Raw genomic sequence first — 18,659 nt, forward strand, 5'->3', positions numbered from 1 at the left:
ATCCGCCCGGCCGGGCGGATGGCCACAGGCACGAGTCCTCCCAGCACGAGCGATGACCACTCGTCTTGCTTCAGTCTGGACCCTTGCGCATTGGCATCTACCCGGCAATGCGCCGGTCGAATTCGTACTTCGGCGCCGATTGGGGCTGCGATTCGTCCTCGCCCAGAGTGGCGCCCTGCCTCTCCCAGAGTGGGGGCGCAAGGGCTTTCATCAGACGTGGCGGCGAGGTCGGTTCGCCCAGATGGGTCAGGATCTCGCGGACGGCACCGGCGTCGGTGATGAAGGTGATGATTCGCATCTCGCCGCCGTAGTGTGGACAGACGAGCGGAAAAAACTCATCGATCGGCACGAGCAGCAGCGCCCAGACGTTGCATGCGGCTCAATGGTGGATCGCTTCCTCCGGTGCTTCCCTCCATCCCCTGAGACGACCGGCTTGGCACAGCGGTCGCTGCGAGAAGGATGTGCTCCGGTCGTCACAAGCGCGCATCCTGTCGCGGCAAATGCGATGCCCACGCCAGTATGCTCACGTCGGCTGTGATCAGCGTTGCCTGGTGTTGCAACGAAGTAGCCACGATGAAACGGTCGGCGGGGTCACGGTGCATGTTTTCCAGTTGGGTGGCGAGGATGCCGATGCGGCCATCCAGCGCGAATTCCCGAAGGCCGGCCTGTAGCAGCTCGGAACGCCATTCTGTCGCTGGAAGGGGCAGCACGATACGCCCGCGCTGCGCGAGCATGGCCGCCTCCCAAAAGCTGATGGCACTCACGGCGACTTGACCTGCGCGCCAGACATCTTCGATCAGGCACCGCGCGAACGGGCCGAGAGCCGGGTCATCCCGATCCATCCAGAGCAGGGCGTGGGTGTCGAGAACGATCACGCCAGCGCCTTCCATTCGACCTCATCGAGCGGTTCGACAATGTCGCCGGATATTTCGAGTTTGGGGTGCAAGCCGAAGGGTGAGGTGGAACGTCCACCGCGGTACGGATGCAACTCGGCGATCGGGCGGCCGTTCTTTGTCACGACCCAGATTTCGCCCTTGCTGGCGACCTCGTCCATCAAGGCAAGGCACTTGGCTTTGAATTCGGAAGCTTGAATTGTCGGCATGGTACAGTCCAATCGATTAACCATATTGGTGACCATAGTCTTCAAAGTGGTCACCGTCAAGAGGCGGCACGGCTTTTTCAGAGGTGGCCAGCGCAGGGAGACTTTTGCCAACAGTCGGTAGGCATGACTAGAATGTCGGAGTATCTGGTCAGACCCACCCCCTGATTGTAGCGGCTTTGCCGGCCCCTGATCCGTTCCGGAAAACCCTTCTGTGAGAGACGAATTGGACACCACCCTCAATCCCCTCTGCGCCAACACAGCGGCAACCCTTTGGCCGGCCGCACAGAGGCACAGCCGCTATCTGCGCGATCTGCTCGCCGCCCGCCCGGAGATCGCCTCCTGGCTCATGGAACACGCCTCCTTGCCGCTCACCGCCCGACAGATGGGCGACTTTCTTGCCGCCGCCGCGCCGAGCAGCGAGGAGGGCCTGCAGCGCGTCCTGCGCCAGTTGCGCCAGCGCGTGATGGCCACGCTGATCATTCGTGACCTCGGTGGCGCGGCGCCGTTGAGCGAAGTCGTCGAAGGCATGACCCAGTTCGCTGATGTCACCACCAACTTCGCGCTCGACTTCCTCCATCGGCAATTGTGCGAGCAATTCGGCGAACCGCTCGACAGCCGTGGTCAGGTTCAGCGGCTGCTGATCATCGGCATGGGCAAGCTGGGTGGACGCGAGCTGAATGTCTCATCCGACGTCGATTACATCTTCGTCTATCCCGAGGAGGGGCAGACGGCAGGCGGTCGCCGACGCATCGACAACTACGATTTCTTCCTGCGCCTTGGCAAGCGCCTGATCGCTGCGCTCGGCGACTGTACCGCCGACGGACAGGTCTTTCGCGTAGACATGCGCCTGCGCCCCAACGGCGACTCCGGGCCACTGGTGGGTTCGCTCGGCTCGCTCGAAAACTATTTCATCACGCAAGGCCGCGAATGGGAACGTTACGCCTGGATCAAGGCCAGGGTCATGAATGAGGGAGTCAATCTGCAACAGGAATGGCATCAGGCACTGTACGACAGCGTACGCCCCTTCGTCTTCCGCAAATATCTCGACTTTGGCGCCATCAACGCGATGCGCGATCTGCATGCCCAGATTCGTCGCGAAGTGGCCAGGAAGGACATGGCCGAGCACATCAAACTGGGACCTGGCGGCATTCGCGAGATCGAATTCATGGCGCAGGTCTTCCAGCTGATCCGCGGCGGCCGCGAGCCGGCCCTGCAGATCCGGCCGACCTTGCAGGTCCTGGCGCTGCTTGCCGAGCGTCAGTGGTTGCCGGCCGAAAGTGAGCGAGAACTGACGGCCGCCTACGTATTTCTGCGCCGCCTCGAACACCGTCTACAGTATGTGCGTGACGCCCAGACGCACAAACTGCCGACTGGCGACGCCGATCGACTGCAGATTGCCGAATCGATGGGGTTTGCCGACTGGCCAGCCTTCATGGCGGTGCTCGACGCACACCGCGCGACTGTTGGCCGGCACTTCGAGCAGGTATTTTCGGAACCCGAGGAAGGCCGGCACCCGCTGGCCGGCATCTGGGAGGAAGCTGCGGCTGACGATTCGCTCGATCGACTGGCCAATCTGGGTTTCCGTACTCCGCAGGCGCTGCTGCAGCGTCTGCAGAGCTTTCGTCAGAGCGGTCGCTACCTGCAACTGCCAGCGAGCAATCGCGAGCGTCTCGACGCGCTCGGCCCGCGCCTGATCGATGCTGCTGCGGCGACGGCAACGCCCGACGCCACCTGGCAGCGTGGACTCGATTTTCTCGATACGATCAGCCGTCGCGGCGCCTACCTGGCCCTTCTGCAGCAGTATCCACAGGCCTTGATGAAACTCTGCGAACTGATCGGCAGTTCGGCGTGGGCCGCCGACTACCTGACCCGTCATCCGATCCTGCTCGACGAACTGCTCGATTCGCGCATCTTCGACGTCCGCACCAACTGGCAGCACTTCCAGCAGGAGCTGCAGATGCGCTTGGCGCAGCATGTCGGCGATGTCGAGCGCGAAATGGACATCCTGCGCGAAACCCACCACGCGCAGGTCTTCCACTTCCTGGCGCAGGACATCGTTGGCCTGCACAGTGTCGAACACCTCGCCGACCGGCTCAGCGAGCTCGCCGACATCATGGTGCAGACGACGCTGGACCTCTGCTGGCAAAAGCTGCGGCAGCGACATCCGCATCCCGAGCGGCCGCCGCGCTTCGCGGTCATCGCCTATGGCAAGCTCGGCGGCAAGGAACTCGGCTTCGCCTCGGATCTCGACCTGGTCTATGTGCACGATGATCCGGAACCCGACATCGGAGGACTCTATGCGCGTCTCGGGCAGCGCATGAGTACCTGGATGTCGTCCCAGACGCCGGCCGGGATGCTCTTCGAAGTCGATCTGCGCCTGCGCCCCAACGGTGATTCGGGAATGCTCGTCTGTCCGATCACAGCCTTTCGCGACTACCAGTTGCAACACGCCTGGCCCTGGGAGCACCAGGCGCTGACGCGTGCCCGCTTCTGCGCCGGTGACCCGGCCGTCGGGGCACAGTTCGAGGCCATCCGGATCGAGATTCTGCGCCAGCCGCGCAATCTCGCCACGCTGCGGGACGAAGTCCTGGCCATGCGCCAGCGCATGCTTGACCAGCACGCTTCGCGCAGCGAAGAAGACTTCGACATCAAGCACGATCGTGGCGGCCTGATCGATGTGGAGTTCATCGTTCAGTATCTGGTTCTCGGGCATGCGCATCGCCATGACCGGCTTTGCGGCAACCTCGGCAACATCGCGCTGCTCGGGATTGCCGTCGAAATCGGCCTGATTCCGGTCGAGCTGGCCGAACCTGTGCAGAGTGCCTACCGTGAGTTTCGCCGCCTGCAACACGTTCTGCGGCTCAACGCCAAGCGTCGGGCACGCGTCGAACGCGGCTCGGTCAGCCGCCGCATCGCAGCCGTTCGCGCACTCTGGGAGTGGGTATTTGCCACACCTTGAACTGCGCCTTTACCCCGGCTTCAGCCAGCGCAGCGGGCATGCCTGCCCATTTCGCACTCAACAGGATTGACAGTAACCGAGAGGGCTGGGCATACTCATGCGCGTGCCATGCGGGGGTCACGCCGACAGGCGATAGGCACCGTGACTTGCGCACGACCCGTCGGGGCAGAGTGGGTGAAGTTCGGCGTCCCGACCACATCCCATCGCGAAGGGCCGTGGCCTGTCAGCGGATAGTCTCTGGAGTGTCCTGTGGAGAGTAGTCATTGGTTTCTGGAATCCATTGCTGCCGATGGTTCTCATTTGAACTACGACATCGACGACCTGCCTTTCCGGATCGGTCGTGGTCAGGAAAACGATCTGGTTCTGGCGACGCCCGGCCTCAGCCGAAAGCATGCCATGCTCTACGATGACATCAGCGCGCAACTCCGCCTGACCGATCTGAACAGTACCAACGGCACCTTCGTGAACCGCAAGCGTATCGAAGGCTCCTGCCTGCTGCAGGAAAACGACATCATCCATTTCTTTACGGCGGAGTTTCGCCTCCGCCGGCACCATCCTGATCAGACGCGTTTCATCCCCTCGAACGACTCGCGAACCATGCTGATGCCGATTGGCGCGAACCTGTCCGAACTCTTCGTCGCGAATGAGGGCGAGTTTCTCGACCTGCTCAACGGGCAGGGGATTTCCGGTGCTGCACAGCCCATCGTCGATGCGCACAATGGCCGTATCTTCGCCTACGAGTTGCTCGGGCGAGCGAATCATCCGCAACTGTCCGGCAGCCCGATCCGCCTGTTCCGAATGGCGACGGCGCTGAACCGCGAAATCGACCTCAGCGTCGCTTTCCGGAAATTCGCGATCACCTCGATGGCTCCACGCTTGCACAAATTTCCCTTGTTTATCAACACTCACCCCAAGGAGACTTTCAGCAAGCCGTTTTTCGCATCGCTGACGGCCTTGCGCCGGCAGACACCGGAAATACAACTGGTCGTCGAGATCCATGAATCTGCGGTCACCGACCTGCTGCGCTTACGTGAATTAAGCGCTTTCCTGCGCGACATCGGTGTGCGTTTTGCCTACGACGATTTTGGGGCAGGACAGGCGCGGCTGAATGAACTTGGCGAAGCGCCGGCGCACTTCGTGAAATTCGACATGGGCCTGCTGCATGACATCCATCTGGCAAGCGAACGCAAACGCCAAGTGATCAGCGATCTGGTCAAGCTCGTGTTGAACCTGGGCTCAGTGCCGCTGGCCGAAGGCATCGAGCTCGAAGAGGAAGCGCAAATCTGCCGCGACATGGGTTTCCATCTGATCCAGGGCCACCTCACCGGCCGGCCGATTCCTGCCGACCGACTGTAGCACCGGGCTTCCGGCAACGAGTGTTGCATCGTCGGACACGGTAGCGATTTCAGCAGGATCAAAGGTCACGGATTGCAGCCATTCCCCCATCAGCCACGGCTGCGATCTCCAGCAGGAGTGCACCAATGCGCGCCAAGGCGTGCGCGACGGATGTTCAGCGCGAGGATGCAAGCCCCGATCCGGGCCTTCGCAATCCTCTCACCTCAAACCGTACCCGGTCGATTTCCGTGCCCTGCGCGTCCACCAGGGCCATCTCGTGACGGCCCGGTGTCGGCGGCCAGAGCTGCGGCGCATCCGCGCGCAGACGCGTACCGTCGTCAAACTCGAACCAGTGGCCGCGCGCTGCGGTACGCGCTGCGGCGCGTGCCCTCAGCGTCAAGCGCTGGCGGTCGCGGGGAATGTCCGGATCGACGGCGTAAATCGCACCGTTGGCCGGCGACTCGATACGCGGACGGCCGGCCATGGAACCTACCGGGGTGACCGTCGCCGTTTCGGTTCCCGCTACGAACCATTCCTCGCGCGCCGGCTCGCTGCCATCCGCATAGACGACGCGCTGGCGGACCAGGCCCTCCGGCGGCTCCCGCTGGGCAGGCTCGACGCCTTGCTGCAGAAAGTCCATCACCTCGCGCCAAACCGGCGCGGCGCCGGTGACGCCGGAGACATCATGCATGGGCTTGCCCGAGAAGTTGCCAACCCACACTCCCACCGTGTAGCGGTCGCTGTAGCCTACCGCCCAGTTGTCGCGCATGTCCTTGCTGGTGCCGGTTTTTACGCTTGCCGCGTAGCGCGTGGCCAGCGGACTGGCGAGACCGAAGGTCAGCGCACGCGCAGCCGGGTCGGCAAGGATGTCGCCGACGATGAATGCCGCCTGCGCCGTCATGACCTGCTCTCCTTCATCGTCCCGCGTCTGCGCAGTCGGCGTGGTGACCACAGCCCCTGACCAACCGCCATTGGCGAGCGTGCGATAGGCATTCGTCAGCTGCAGCAGCGTCACGTCTGCCCCCCCCAGCGCCAGTGCGTAGCTGTAGTGGTGGGCATCACGGTCGAGCGTATCGAAGCCCAACCCCTTCAATTGCCGATAGAATGCCTCGTGCCCCACCAGCGTGACCGTGCGTACTGCAGGCACATTCAGCGAAGAGGCCAGCGACTGCCGCAGCGACACGCTGCCTCGGAAACTGTGGTCGTAGTTTTGCGGTACATACAGACCTGCCGGTGTCGTGACCGCCAACGGCGAGTCATCCAGAATCGACGCTGCGGTCAGCAGTTGCTTCTCGATCGCCAGCGCATAAAGAAAGGGCTTGAGTGTGCTGCCCGCCTGCCGCCGTGCCGTGACGCCGTCCACCTCTCCGGCGTTCGACAGGCCGCCGCTGGAACCTACCCAGGCGATGATCTCGCCGGTGGGGTTGTCGAGCACGAGCAGCGCTCCGTCCTCGACCTGGCGCCCGTTCAGTTCATGCAGGTGCCGCGTCAGCGTTTCGACGGCAAAGCGTTGCACACGTGCGTCCAGCGTACTCACCAGCCTTTGTCCCGGCGCGGAGAGCAGCCGGCGCGCGAGATGCGGAGCATCGCCGCCGATGGCATGCCGCGCTGGCCCGTGCCGCAGTCCTTGCGCCGCCATCGACTGGATCAGCAGGCATTCTTCCGAGTCCACGCCAAGCGCCAGCAGCGCGCAGGCCCGGCGCGCAACCTGCACCAGGCGGGCATTCGGCGCGCGCACCAGCGACGCCAGCAGGGCGCTCTCGCTGCGGTCCAGCCCTGCCGCCCGTTTTCCAAACAGCGCGCGCGCGGCCGCGTCGGTGCCTTCGAGTTCTCCGCGGAAAGGCGTGAGGTTGAGCCACGCTTCCAGCACTTCGTCCTTGCGCCATGAGCGCTCGATCGCGAGCGCCTGTCGCATCTGCCGCCATTTCTGCAGCACGTCGCGCGCGCCGCTCCTGGCGAGTTTCGGGTGCACAGCCGCCGCCACCTGCATGGTCAGCGTGCTGCCGCCGCGCCGCCCCCCGGTCAAGGTCTGCCAGAATGCGCCGATCATGCCGGGCCAGTCCACCCCGGCGTGTGCGTGGAAGCGGCGATCCTCGGCGGCCAGCACCGCCGCCACGAATGCGGGCGACACCTCGGCCGGCGTAATCCAGTCGCCGCGGCGGCGCTGGTGGTCCACGCGCACGCGCGACAGCGGCTCGCCATGACGATCGAGCAACCAGGCATCGGAGGCGCGCCAGGCCGCGCGCACCGAGTCGAGCGGAACGACCGGATACGGCGCGATGAACATCGACAGGGTCAATGCGCCTGCGGTGACGAGCGTGCCACCGGCAAGCGCAAGGAGGATGCGGCGTTTCACGGCGCCACGGCCAGCACCGAGTTCGGCACCTCGCCGAACATTTCCGGGGCGTACATCGCCTCCACCCGTGTGGCTGGAAGGTCGAAGCGGCCAGGATTGTTCACGCGCACCGTGTATTCAAGCTTGAAATGGCCCTTGGGAACGAACTCGTAGTAAGCCCGGTAAGCCTCGAAGCTGCGCTCGATGAACATCGGCCCTGCCGTGCCAGTGTTCATCTCGCCCGCCGTCAGGACAGCGGCATCGCGGCCAAGACCGCTGCCCAGGATCGCTGCGCCGCTGGGGATCGGATCATCGACCACCACCCAGGTCATGTCGTTTTGCGCGTCGATTTCCAGCGTCACGCGGTAGACGTCGCCACGCGACCAGACCGCCTTGTCCTTCTGCTCCACCGGCGTCAGCGTGCGCTGGATGCGGTAGCCGGTGAACAAGGGCGCCTTCAGCGGCAGCGCCGCACGCGCCTGCACGATCGCCCACGGTGCACCCTGGCCGGTATGCGTCAGCGAGAACATTTCGCGCGCCGGGGGCCATTCGAAGTCGCGCGTCTGCTTTACGTTACTCACCGGGAGGTTGAGCGTCGAGCCGCCGAGCGTGGCGACCGCGCTGCCGCTTGCCGGCACCTGCTCGAAGGCCTGAGCGAAGCGCGCGATCGCGACCGTGCCCCAGGCATTCGCAACCGTGGTGCCCCAGTGCCCGCGCTTCTGCCGCGCCAGCGATCCGCGCACGAGGCGTCCCATGTCCTCACGCCAGTCGGCTTCGTTCAACACCGCCAGCAGCGCACGGTTGGCGTTCACGTCCGCCGACACCATGAGCCACCACAGTGCATCCGTGCGCTCGGTGGAGAAGGTCATCACCGTGCCCTGGAAGTTCAGGCGTCCGCGCAGCAGCGCCAGCGCTTCCTGCAGCCGCTCGGTGCGGCGCTGCAACTTGTCCACCCGCTGCAGGATGCCGATCCAGTCGAGCAAGGCCGAGGTCGGCCACAGCGCCGGGTCGATGCTGATGGACTCCAGCATCTCCGGTTTCGCGCGGCCGTGCCGTGCAAGGGCTTCGATGGCGGCGAGCTTGCGTACCGTCAGATCCGCCGTCGGCAACGCACTGCCGCGTACGATGCGGCCCGTCGCGAATGCTTCCAGTCCCCTCAGCATACGATCCAGCGCCTGTTCCGGCCATTCCCGGCCGCTGGCGTTCGCGATCTGTACCAGGTATGCCGTCAGCGCATCGCTGCCCTGAGCCGCGTCCACCGGGAAGTAACGGACCAGCCCGTCGTAATCCAGATAATTCGGCAGGCTGCCTGCGACGCTCTTCCACAAGGCGTCATCACCCAGGCCGATGGCCCGTGAGGTGCGCTGTTCGATGCAGGTGTAGGGGTAGCGCTGAAAATACTCGCGCACGCCGGACATTTCGCCGGCCAGGGTCCCCATCACTTCCACGCGGATGCCGCCGCGCCCCGGCACCGCGCCGGCTGGACGCTCTGCCAGGAATTCCAGACGTTTGTCGAGCTGAGCAAGCGTCGCCTGATGAACCCGCACCGGATGCACTTCGATGACCTTCTGCGCCACGCGCAGCCGGTCGCGCGTGCTCTCCTTGGCGGTCGCGGTCACTTCCCAGTACAGGCCGGTGATGTTGACCGGCACCTTGACCGGCACGGGGACGAGCTTCGCTTCATTGGCCGCGAGCGCCACCGCAGCATTGCCGTGGGCGATCACGTGGCCGTTGGGATCATCCGCTGGCAGGTCGCGTAGCAACCACTCGAAACGTGCCGCCAGCGCCTGGCCGGTGGTGTTGCGCAGCGTGAACATGCCGGTGAATTCGTCCTCTTCGCGCACCAATGGCGGCAGGCCGGAGAGCAGCATCAGGTCCTGCGTGGTGCGGATATTGGTGCGGCCGGTGCCGAACCGGTCGGCACCGGCCTGCGCGACGGCCACGATGCGGAAGGCGGACAGCACATCGTTGAGCGGCACGTCCAGCACGGCGTGACCCTGCGCGTCGAGCGGGACGCGAGCCTTCCACAGCAGCAGCGTATCGAACAATTCACGCGCGCCACCCTGTCCGCCACCGCCGCCGGGCGCCGCCGCCTTCTTGCCGAAGTGCCGTTTGCCGATCACCTGTCCCTGCGCCGTCGCGGTGCTCACTTCCACGGGACGCTCACCCAGCAGGGCATCGAGCAGATTCCACGAGGGGTTGTCCGACAGTTCCAGCAGCCCTTCGTCCACCGCGGCGAGTGCGATCTCACCGTGGGCAGCGGGTTTGCCGTCGCTATCCGTGACCTGTACATTGACTCGCGCCGTTTCACGAACCCGGAAAACGTCGCGGTCGGCGGTGACCTTCACCGCGAGCGTGTAAGCACGGTGCCCAACCTTGATCTCGGCCATGCCGAGCTTGTAAGCGGGCTTGGACAGGTCCACCAGCGCTGTCGGGCGGGTGTCGCGCTCGACCGGGATTTCGTCCACCAGGCCGAGCCAGTAGCCCAGACGGTAGAACGCGCGCTTAAGCCACGCGTACGGACCCGGTACCTCGGGGTCGACGCGCCCGCGCACGGCGAGAGCCGACACGAAGACGTTGGGACCATAGCTGCCGATGATCGGTACTTCGATGACCGGCGACTGGCCATCGAGCGCTACCACCTTCTGCTCCAGCACGCCTTCGCGCTCGACCGTCACCAGCACGGTTGCCGCACGGAACGGCATGCGCACCTGGAACTTCGCCGTCTCGCCTGGCTCGTAGCGCTTTTTCTCCGGAATCAGGTCGATGCGGTCGCTGTCCGAGGGTTCGAACCACCATTCGTCGACACCGCGGACCCAGACGCTGGTGCTTGCCTGCGTCTCGTGACCCTGCTTGTCCTGCGCGCGCGCCAGCAGGATCAGCTCGCCGGACAGACCGGGTTTGACCGTGCAGAACAGGAAGCCGCGCTCGTCGGTCGTGCCCGAGCAGCCGCCGCCGAGTTTTTTCGTTTCGGTCGTCGATTCGTAAGCGTAGAAGCCGCCGATCAAACGCCGCCGGCTGGAAAAGCTCTTGCGCTCGTAGAGATCGACCCGCACCGCTTGGCTGGCGAGCGGTTTGCCGGCCGGATCGAGCGCCACCACCTGCACCCGCACGCCGTTCTTGTTGGCCACCCAGCCGTCTGGCTTGAGGCCGAGGTAAAGCGCTGCCGGATGCAAGGCGACGCGGGTTGCGACGGCCAGGCGTTCGCCATTCGGATCGTTATATTCCATCTCGACGAACAGACTGGCAGGCCGAACGACCGGTGCGAGCTGGTCAATCGAAATCGCCGCTGTGCCGGCGCCATCGAGCGTCAATGTGCGTGCGGCCGTGGGGCCCGCGCTTTGGTTGCCGGGAGCACCGCCGTCCTCGTCAGGATCGTAGGTACCGAAGGCGTCGGTGGACGAGCCGATGACGATTCCTTCCTGCAGGGGTTCGCTATCGAAACGGAACCCGGGGTAACTCGCGAACGACACCCCGCGGTTCTCGATCCGATGGCGCACCTTCACCGGCAGGCCGGAGGCAGGACCGCCAGAAAGGTAATTCACCGCCGCGTCGAGCTTGGCCGCCGATGGGCGGATCAACGGCTCTTTCGGTGCGGCGAGTGCAGCACGCATCAGCGGCACGCGGAACGCTTCCACGCGGAACTCGGCCTGTCCCTGGATGGCACGCCCTGGCCAGTTGAGCCGGTAGCTGCCGAGCTTTGCCTCGGGCGGAATCTTCCAGGTACCGTCGGCCACGCCCTGGTCGTCGAAGTGCGTGGTGAGCTTGTATTTCTGGCCACTGCCAAGATGTTCGATCTCGATCGCGGACGGCAATTCGGCATTGCTTGGAACGCGGAAACCGGCACTGACCGGCACGCGCGCGACATGCTTCATGCTGACCGTCTCGCCGGCGCGGAACAGCGTGCGGTCGAACACCGTGTGGATGGACAGCGGCGTCCTGCGGTCGGCGTTGTGGCGCAGGTTGAAATTCCACGGCTGGATGCCCTCGTTCCAGTCCGAATACGTGAACGACAGGTCTTCGCCCACGCGCGCGAACGCCACCAGCGCGCGCCGGTAGTCGCCGCACCTCGCAACGTCCTGCGCGAAAGGCAGCTGGTCGCCTGCCCGTGCAATGCCGTTCGCATCGGTGGTGCCCGTGAACCAGGCCCGGCCCGTGCAGTCGCGCACGCTGACCTTTGCTTCGGCCACCGGTCTGCCGTTGTCGAGCGCGGTTACCCAGACCAGCGACCCTTCACGGCCATGTTTGAGGTGCACGGCAAGGTTCGTGACGAGCACGCTGGTCGACACGTAATAAGGCTTCTCCGCATCGTGCAGTGCGCGCCCGAGGCGTGGGCTTGCCAGCTCCACGATGTAAAACCCCGGCTTCGGCAGCGGAATGCCGATCACATCCATCGGCTTGTCGCCGCCAGCGCGCGGCAGCTCGAAGGCGGTCGCCTGGTCGCCCTCCCGGATGGCCGAGATTTCGCCCTCGCGCGGATAGGGGCGGTTCTCACCGCGCAGCCGGTCGAAGTACTCCGATTCCTTGTTCAGGAAGCGCTGCAGTCGCTGCATGATCTGCGTCTCGTCGTTGGCGAGGCGCAGCGAGCGGCCGGGAACAGCAGCGGTCGCCGGCAACGCGATCGTCTGCCCGGCCAGCGTGGGCTCCACATTGCGTACCGTCACCGGCAACACCGGCTCGGCCTTCAGTTCGAGGATACCGAAGCGGCCCGGAAACTTGACGAGCGGCGGGTGCTCGTCGGTGGCCGTGGGCAGCGGGAAGGATGCCTTGTTCTTCGGTTCGCGGCCGGCATCATCCTTGAAGCCGCGCGGCAGTTCGACGGTGAACCGGGTCTTTTCCGGGAACGGGCCGCGGAACTCGACGCTGTCAACGGTCTTGACGTGCGGCTCCAACACCGGTTCGAAGGTCTGCCCGGGTTCGCTTTTCAACCGGATGCCCGCCGCCGCTGCGCGCGGCACCGGCGCGTTGAATGCCAGCATGATTGGTGTGATCGGCAGACAGGCCGCATCCTTTTTGACGCGCTGGCAAGTCAGGTCGACCACGAAATCGGGCCGCACCCGGAACTTGAGACGCTGCGGCGCCCCGCGCGCAAGACCGGTCTTCGATTTCACCTCGGGGCCGATCACGATGGACACCTGCGCACCGGCCGGCAGCCGCCGCGCGCATTTCGCGCCGGCCACCGGCAGATCGCGGAAGCGTTTGTCCTCGACCTTCAGCTTGCCGATGGAGAAATCATGGCCATCCGGGAAATATAGCCTGAACAGGTTGAACGCATTGTCCCGGTTGGCCGTGAGCAATTCACGGGTTTCCTTTTCCGGCAGCAGCTTGAGCGGAATCTGTTCGTTGATCCCGTCCGCTTCGCACCAGGCACCGGCAAAGCTCGCCGGGTCGAGCGGTGCATCGAAAGCAAGCAGGAAGATCTGCTCTTCATCGATGTCTTCTTCTCCCTCGCCGGGGAGCGAAGACATTGCCGCCGGGCCACCGGTGTCGAACGTGAACTCCCGCTTGCCCGCCAATGCAGTCCCGGCTGCAGACTTGACACCCGCGTTCAGTGTGAAGCGGCAGCGCTGACCTGCCGGCAGGTCGGCAGCGAAGTCATAGATCCAGCTCCTCTGGTCGGCCCAGCGGCCACGCCCCTGGGTGCGCTCGGGATCGCCTTCGCACTTCACGCTGAAGGGATCGGCCAGCCGCGGGTCGCCGAAAGCAACCATAGACTCGGAAAAGCGCACGGCCACTTGGCGCACGCCCTTCGCCTGACCCTGCGGAGTAAAACGCTCCACCTGCGGCGTACCTGCCGCACCTACCACCAGCACCACCGCCAGCAGCATAATGACCTGTACAATCCTTGCCCACCACCCCGCACGTCGCCGCATGATCGCACCTTTCGATAATCGCATGACCTTGCACCCGCCGTGCCCACGACTGCGCGTTCAGTGAACACGGCCTTCCAGTCTAGCAGCCTGTCGGACTTTTCAGTTGTCCGGGGCTGGCCATGCCAAAATCATGGAGGTTCAAACCGCCGGGGCCTGCCATGCCCCATTTCATCGTCACCGACCGCAAGACCGCCTATCTGCCGCCGCCGTCGCTGGACGACTGGCTGAACCCGGATCACCTGGCGTGATTCAGATTCATCGTGGAGGTGGTCGATCAGCTTGATAGAAGGTCACCGACGAGTGGACGCCGGTTTGCCTCGCGTGGAACTTGAAGCGCATGGCCGTATTCCGTCCGCAGTAGGTAAAATGAGGGGGAAACCCTCCAAAAACCCGGCATCCCAATGCAGAAATTGCAGAGAGAGTTGCAGAGAAAGGTCCATATGGAACTATTCTACCCTTCGAAAAACGTTCTGGAGATCCGAAAACCATTTCCAATCCTTGCACGCCATGCGGGCAAGGTCCTCATCCTTTTCTCGGGCTTGTTCGGTGCGGTCGGTATGGTGACCGGATCTGGGGATATTCCCGTCCTCGTGCATGTCTCAAGCATTGTCGGTGTTCTTGTCTTTGGGCTCTACCTGTTGACGGGAGAGCAAATACTGCACATAGACCGTTCTTCACGTAGGATCAGTTCTGCCCATCGCGTTTTTGGTCGCGTATGGCAGCTTGCGGCTCGTTTCTGCCGGGCTTCTGGGGCGGGAGTAATCTCCTTACGATACCGGGAGTTTCAGGATGCCGAAAGCAGAAATGGGGGCTCTTATTTGTACTATGCCCGACTTAACGAAACGGGGCGCGCAATGGATTTGCTCTTTGGCTATTCAAAAGCGGAGATCGAGGAGATTGCCGACACGATTGGCAAGTGGCTCGAATTGCCGGTGCAGACAGAGTGGACGCCATGGTAGCGGTTTGTAAGACCGACCGGCGAAACTACTGAAATTGTTCGGGCGCAAGAGGTTCTCGGGGAATGAAGCCTGTTCCAACACGCTGGTTCGTCGGGGAACAGGGATGGGGTCGTGGTCAGAAGCGGGGCGCAGCACGGTCGATGACTTCGTCATTCTAAACCATTGCCACCCCCTTCCCTTCCACCGCTACCAGCGCCTTTGCCTGATAAAAGCTGCTTGCCCGACCGCAGGCATAAAGACAGCAGGCAAGCTGGTTGGCGATCGGTAGCGGCAGCGAGACTTCGCCGACGAGAACGCGGTGCATCCAGGCGACGGTAGCTTTGGCGTCACAGTTCTCGGGGAGTTGCGGCAGGTTTCTGAGACTGTCGTGCTCGGCTTCGAAGAGGATATCGTTGACACCGCCGTGGATGTGTTCGATCAGCGGGCGGCGCTTGGGATTGGCAAAGGGTTCGCCCTCGGTGCCGCGCAACAGAAGCGCATTGGCACCGGTACCGGTGAGCAGCGCGCGCATGCTGGTGAGGTAATCCGGGTGTGTCGCGGCGGTGACCAGCAGAGAGTCACCCGCGAAAGGGTCGATCATCTTGACCAGGCTGTGCGCGCTGTTGCGCAGGCCGAGGCGACTGCGCAGGGCGAGCAGGTGGTCGAGGCCAGGAGAAAGCAACGGCAGCGGCAGGTAGGCAATACGGCGTTGATCGATCAAATGCTGTGCCTCCTGCACACTGCCGCACGCCCGCAGGCCGTACTCGCACAGGATCTGCTCACTGGTGACCCGCCCGTAATCGTCGCTCAAGCCATGCAGCAGCACCGGAACATCGAAGCGTTGTAACAACAGCGCCAGCAGCGGCGTCAGATTGGCATTGCGGCGTGCCCCGTTATAGGTCGGGATGACCACCGGCCGGATCTTTCCACAAGGTGGACGTCGCAGGGTCGGCAGGCGCGCGTTCGCGGCGGCGAGAAAACCGCCCATTTCATCGACCGTTTCGGTCTTCATGCGCAACGCGATGGCAATCGCCCCGAGTTCGAGATCCGGAACCTCGCCATCGAGCATCGCACCGTAGAGTTGCTGGGCGTCGCTGCGAGACAGGTCGCGAGCGCCTGTCGCGCCACGTCCGACTGATCCGATGATCAACGAGAAATCCATGCCCTCTCCTGGTATGCTCACAGCACTGCGGCGTTACTGGCGCGCAACGCCTGGCCAGAAATCATCTGCCGAAGTTCCGGCAGACATGAGCCACAGAAGGTACCGCATTTCCGCTGCTTCTGCAGCACGGCCAGCGTCGCCCCAGCGGCGAGATCGCCTGTGATCTGCGCGGCAGTGACATCGGCGCATTTGCAGACCACATGGCTGCGTGGCGGCAGCTTGCCGGGGCGCTGGCCGATCGGAGCGACGGCCCAGCGAATCAGCTCGGCATCGAGCGTGTCGTCGGCCATTACCTCTTTGAGCCACACTTCTGCCTGCGTCTCGCCAGCAAGGCGAACACCGGTCAGCTTGCCGTCCGGTGCCAGCGCGCGCTTGCTGATCTGGCGGCGTGGGTCGGCATAGACGATCACTGCCGCGTTGTCGCCGAGGCCGAACAGGGTGTCAATTTCCTGCAGGCGACTTTCCGGCAGTGCCTGCGGGTGAGCGGCGCGAAAGATCACCAGCGGCTCGGCGCGGCCGTAGAGTCCAACACTGGCGAATGCGAACTCGCCGAGCAGGGTCCTTGCCTTGGCGAGCAGGGTAAGTGCGGACAGTTCGCCCAAACCGGTCTTGCGCAGGATCACCAGTTGCCACGGCAGGTCGGCCTTGTTGACCGCGACTGCGGCGTGCTTCAGTTCGGGTTGTTGCGAGTAAGGGTCGCGAGCCGAGGTAGTCAGCGTATTGACGCCGGCGCTGTTCATGAACTGACTGCCCCAGTGCATGGGTAGCCAGGCACACCCACGCGCCAACCCGACATCCGGCTTGACGCGCACAACGATGTCGCCTCGTGCGCTGTCCACCTCAGCCAGGTCGCCAGCGATGAGGCCGTGCTGCCGCAGGTCGTCCGGGTGCATCGACAGCAGCGGCTCGTCATCCAGGTTGAACAGCCGCGCGACGTTGCCGGTACGGCTCATGCCGTGCCACTGGTCGCGCAGACGTCCGGAAAGCAGGCTGATCGGGCGCTTGTCGCCGGTACTTTCGGCAGTCGGCTGGTGTTCGACCTGGACGAAACGGGCGCGTCCGCTGGGCGTCGCAAAGACGCCGTCTTCGTACAGGCGCTGGCGTCCTTGGCTGCTACCCTCGGGAAAGGGCCACTGCTGTGGGCCAGCCGTATCGAGCAGCGCATAGCTCAGGCCGGTGATGTCGAGGTCACGACCGCGCGTGCTTTCGCGATGTTCGATGAAAATCGCTTCGGCGTCGGCATAGGGGAACAGCTTCGTGGTCAGCGCTTGTTCGAGGCGGGTGCCAAGACGACGCGCGAAATCGACCGCGATCTGCCAGTCGTGGCGTGCCTCGCCGGGCGGGGCGACCGCCGGGGTCAGGTGGGTGATGCAGCGCTCGGAGTTGGTGACCGTTCCCTCCTTTTCGCCCCAGGTGGTCGCCGGCAACATAAGATCAGCATAGGTGGCGGTGTCGGTGCTGGCGTAGGCTTCCTGCAATACGACGAAATCGGCAGCCTGCAGTGCGGCGCGTACTTCGGCCTGGTCGGGCAACGATTGCGCAGGATTGGTGCAGGCGATCCAGACTGCCTTGACCCCCCCGCGCTTGAGTGCCGCAAACAGTTCGACTGCGGTCCTTCCGGGCGCTGCCGGGACCGACGGAACGCCCCACAGCTGTGCCACTTCGTCCCGGTGTTTGGGGTTGGCGAGGTCGCGATGCGCTGAAAGCAGGTTGGCCAGGCCGCCAACTTCACGGCCGCCCATGGCGTTTGGTTGTCCGGTCAGCGAGAAGGGGCCAGCGCCGGGGCGGCCGATCTGGCCGGTTGCCAGATGCAGGTGGATCAGCGCCGCGTTGTTGTGCGTGCCGTGCGATGACTGGTTGAGTCCCTGGCAGTACAGGGACAGCGCCGCACCGGCAGTACCGAACCAGCGTGCCGCCTTGATGATGTCGGTTTCAGCAAGGCCGCAGATCCCGGCTACCGCCGCTGGTGGGTAGGCAGCAACGATTGCTTCGAGTTCGTCGAAGCCCTCGGTATGCCGAGCGATATAGTCGCGATCGACGAGTTGCTCGCCGAGCAGGACGTTGAGCAGACCGTTGTAAAGTGCAATGTCGGTGCCAGGCCTGAGCGCCAGGTGCAGGTCAGCCAGCGCTGCGGTTTCGCTGCGGCGTGGGTCGATGACGATGATCCGCAATTCCGGATTGGCTGCGCGTGCGTCCTCGATGCGGCGAAAGACGATGGGATGCGCGATCGCCGGGTTGGCGCCGGCAATCAGCAGGCAGTTGGCCAGGGGGATGTCCTCGTAACAACAAGGTGGGGCATCGGCGCCGAGCGTCTGCTTGTAACCGGCCACCGCCGACGACATGCACAGGCGCGAGTTGGTGTCGATGTTGTTGGTGCCGATCAGCCCCTTGGCGAGCTTGTTGAAGACATAATAATCCTCGGTGAGCAACTGCCCCGAGACGTAGAAGGCGACGCTGTCCGGCCCATGCGTGCGGATGATCTGGGCAAAACGGTCGGCCGCATGATCGAGCGCCGTGTCCCAGCCGACGCGCTGGCGCGGCAGATTGCGGTCCAGGCGCAGTTGCGGATGCAGCAGACGATTGTCTGGCTTCGCCGTCAGGTGCAGCGTCGCGCCCTTGCTGCACAGCCGGCCGAGATTGGCGGGGTGGTCGGGGTCGCCGCGTACGCCAACGATCTGTCCGTCTTCGGTTTCGATCAGCAACCCGCAACCGACGCCGCAGTAACAACAGGTGGATTTGATTTGCTGGTTCATGATGATTGCTCCTGATTGTGCAGAGCAATAGACGTGCCACCATGATATATCATGGGGATGGCATGTTTCGTGGGGGTTTCCCGGCAATGGCGCCTCGTCATGGTGCGCCGCGTCTCGCGGCTGCCTCAATGCGGGGCGTTCCTGACCACACGGGCCGACGGACTATCCTGTAAGCGCTGCAGGCGCAGGACAGTCAGCGAAC

General features: G+C 64.0%; 10 protein-coding genes. 3 read left to right on the plus strand and 7 right to left on the minus strand.

All coding sequences use genetic code 11. From position 1 onward, the window contains the following. Window positions 1-97: 97 nt before the first annotated feature. The 3 genes from AW06_RS06145 to AW06_RS06155 form a co-directional block, all read right to left on the minus strand. On the minus strand, window positions 98-349 hold the full coding sequence (locus AW06_RS06145; RefSeq protein ID WP_034947257.1) for a hypothetical protein: 252 nt from the start codon (window positions 347-349) through the stop codon (window positions 98-100). A gap of 124 nt (window positions 350-473) precedes the next feature. Continuing rightward, entirely contained in the window at window positions 474-890 is a 417-nt protein-coding gene (locus tag AW06_RS06150) for a type II toxin-antitoxin system VapC family toxin (RefSeq protein ID WP_246149052.1), read from the minus strand. Beyond that, window positions 872-1,102 carry a type II toxin-antitoxin system prevent-host-death family antitoxin gene (locus tag AW06_RS06155; RefSeq protein ID WP_138678907.1) on the minus strand — a complete coding sequence of 77 codons (231 nt, stop codon included), beginning with the start codon at window positions 1,100-1,102 and terminating at the stop codon, window positions 872-874. The genes AW06_RS06150 and AW06_RS06155 overlap by 19 nt, the downstream gene beginning before the upstream one ends. A 223-nt stretch (window positions 1,103-1,325) precedes the next feature. Here AW06_RS06155 and glnE point away from each other — a divergent pair, with 223 nt between their 5' ends. Continuing rightward, the gene (gene glnE / locus AW06_RS06160) at window positions 1,326-4,061 is read left to right on the plus strand and encodes a bifunctional [glutamate--ammonia ligase]-adenylyl-L-tyrosine phosphorylase/[glutamate--ammonia-ligase] adenylyltransferase (RefSeq protein WP_034947262.1); all 2,736 of its coding nucleotides are present in this window, start codon (window positions 1,326-1,328) and stop codon (window positions 4,059-4,061) included. 249 nt (window positions 4,062-4,310) lie between these two features. Next, complete coding sequence (locus AW06_RS06165) at window positions 4,311-5,417, plus strand: EAL domain-containing protein (RefSeq protein WP_034947264.1); 1,107 nt, start codon at window positions 4,311-4,313, stop codon at window positions 5,415-5,417. 154 nt (window positions 5,418-5,571) lie between these two features. On the opposite strand, the gene pbpC is transcribed toward AW06_RS06165, so the two are convergent. Further along, complete coding sequence (gene pbpC / locus AW06_RS06170; protein ID WP_273704439.1) at window positions 5,572-7,752, minus strand: penicillin-binding protein 1C; 2,181 nt, start codon at window positions 7,750-7,752, stop codon at window positions 5,572-5,574. Then, on the minus strand, window positions 7,749-13,559 hold the full coding sequence (locus AW06_RS06175) for an Ig-like domain-containing alpha-2-macroglobulin family protein (RefSeq protein WP_034947267.1): 5,811 nt from the start codon (window positions 13,557-13,559) through the stop codon (window positions 7,749-7,751). Before AW06_RS06175 ends, pbpC begins: the two co-directional genes overlap by 4 nt. A gap of 485 nt (window positions 13,560-14,044) precedes the next feature. Between AW06_RS06175 and AW06_RS06180 the strand changes: the two genes are divergently transcribed. Beyond that, on the plus strand, window positions 14,045-14,563 hold the full coding sequence (locus tag AW06_RS06180; RefSeq protein ID WP_273704440.1) for a hypothetical protein: 519 nt from the start codon (window positions 14,045-14,047) through the stop codon (window positions 14,561-14,563). 154 nt (window positions 14,564-14,717) lie between these two features. Here AW06_RS06180 and ybiB read toward each other — a convergent pair whose 3' ends face one another. Continuing rightward, window positions 14,718-15,704 carry a DNA-binding protein YbiB gene (gene ybiB / locus AW06_RS06185; RefSeq protein ID WP_034947273.1) on the minus strand — a complete coding sequence of 329 codons (987 nt, stop codon included), beginning with the start codon at window positions 15,702-15,704 and terminating at the stop codon, window positions 14,718-14,720. A 17-nt stretch (window positions 15,705-15,721) separates the two neighbouring features. Next, entirely contained in the window at window positions 15,722-18,457 is a 2,736-nt protein-coding gene (locus AW06_RS06190) for a nitrate reductase (RefSeq protein ID WP_034947276.1), read from the minus strand. Between the last annotated feature and the right edge of the window lie 202 nt (window positions 18,458-18,659).

Source organism: Candidatus Accumulibacter cognatus, assembly GCF_000584975.1.
Lineage (GTDB): Bacteria > Pseudomonadota > Gammaproteobacteria > Burkholderiales > Rhodocyclaceae > Accumulibacter > Accumulibacter cognatus.

Bases quoted from the DNA above. Each gene is read 5' to 3' on its own strand.
- AW06_RS06150 (WP_246149052.1), bottom strand. From the start codon at position 890: ATGGAAGGCGCTGGCGTGATCGTTCTCGACACCCACGCCCTGCTCTGG.
- AW06_RS06155 (WP_138678907.1), bottom strand. From the start codon at position 1,102: ATGCCGACAATTCAAGCTTCCGAATTCAAAGCCAAGTGCCTTGCCTTG.
- AW06_RS06175 (WP_034947267.1), bottom strand. From the start codon at position 13,559: ATGCTGCTGGCGGTGGTGCTGGTGGTAGGTGCGGCAGGTACGCCGCAG.
- AW06_RS06180 (WP_273704440.1), top strand. From the start codon at position 14,045: ATGGAACTATTCTACCCTTCGAAAAACGTTCTGGAGATCCGAAAACCA.
- ybiB (WP_034947273.1), bottom strand. From the start codon at position 15,704: ATGGATTTCTCGTTGATCATCGGATCAGTCGGACGTGGCGCGACAGGC.
- AW06_RS06190 (WP_034947276.1), bottom strand. From the start codon at position 18,457: ATGAACCAGCAAATCAAATCCACCTGTTGTTACTGCGGCGTCGGTTGC.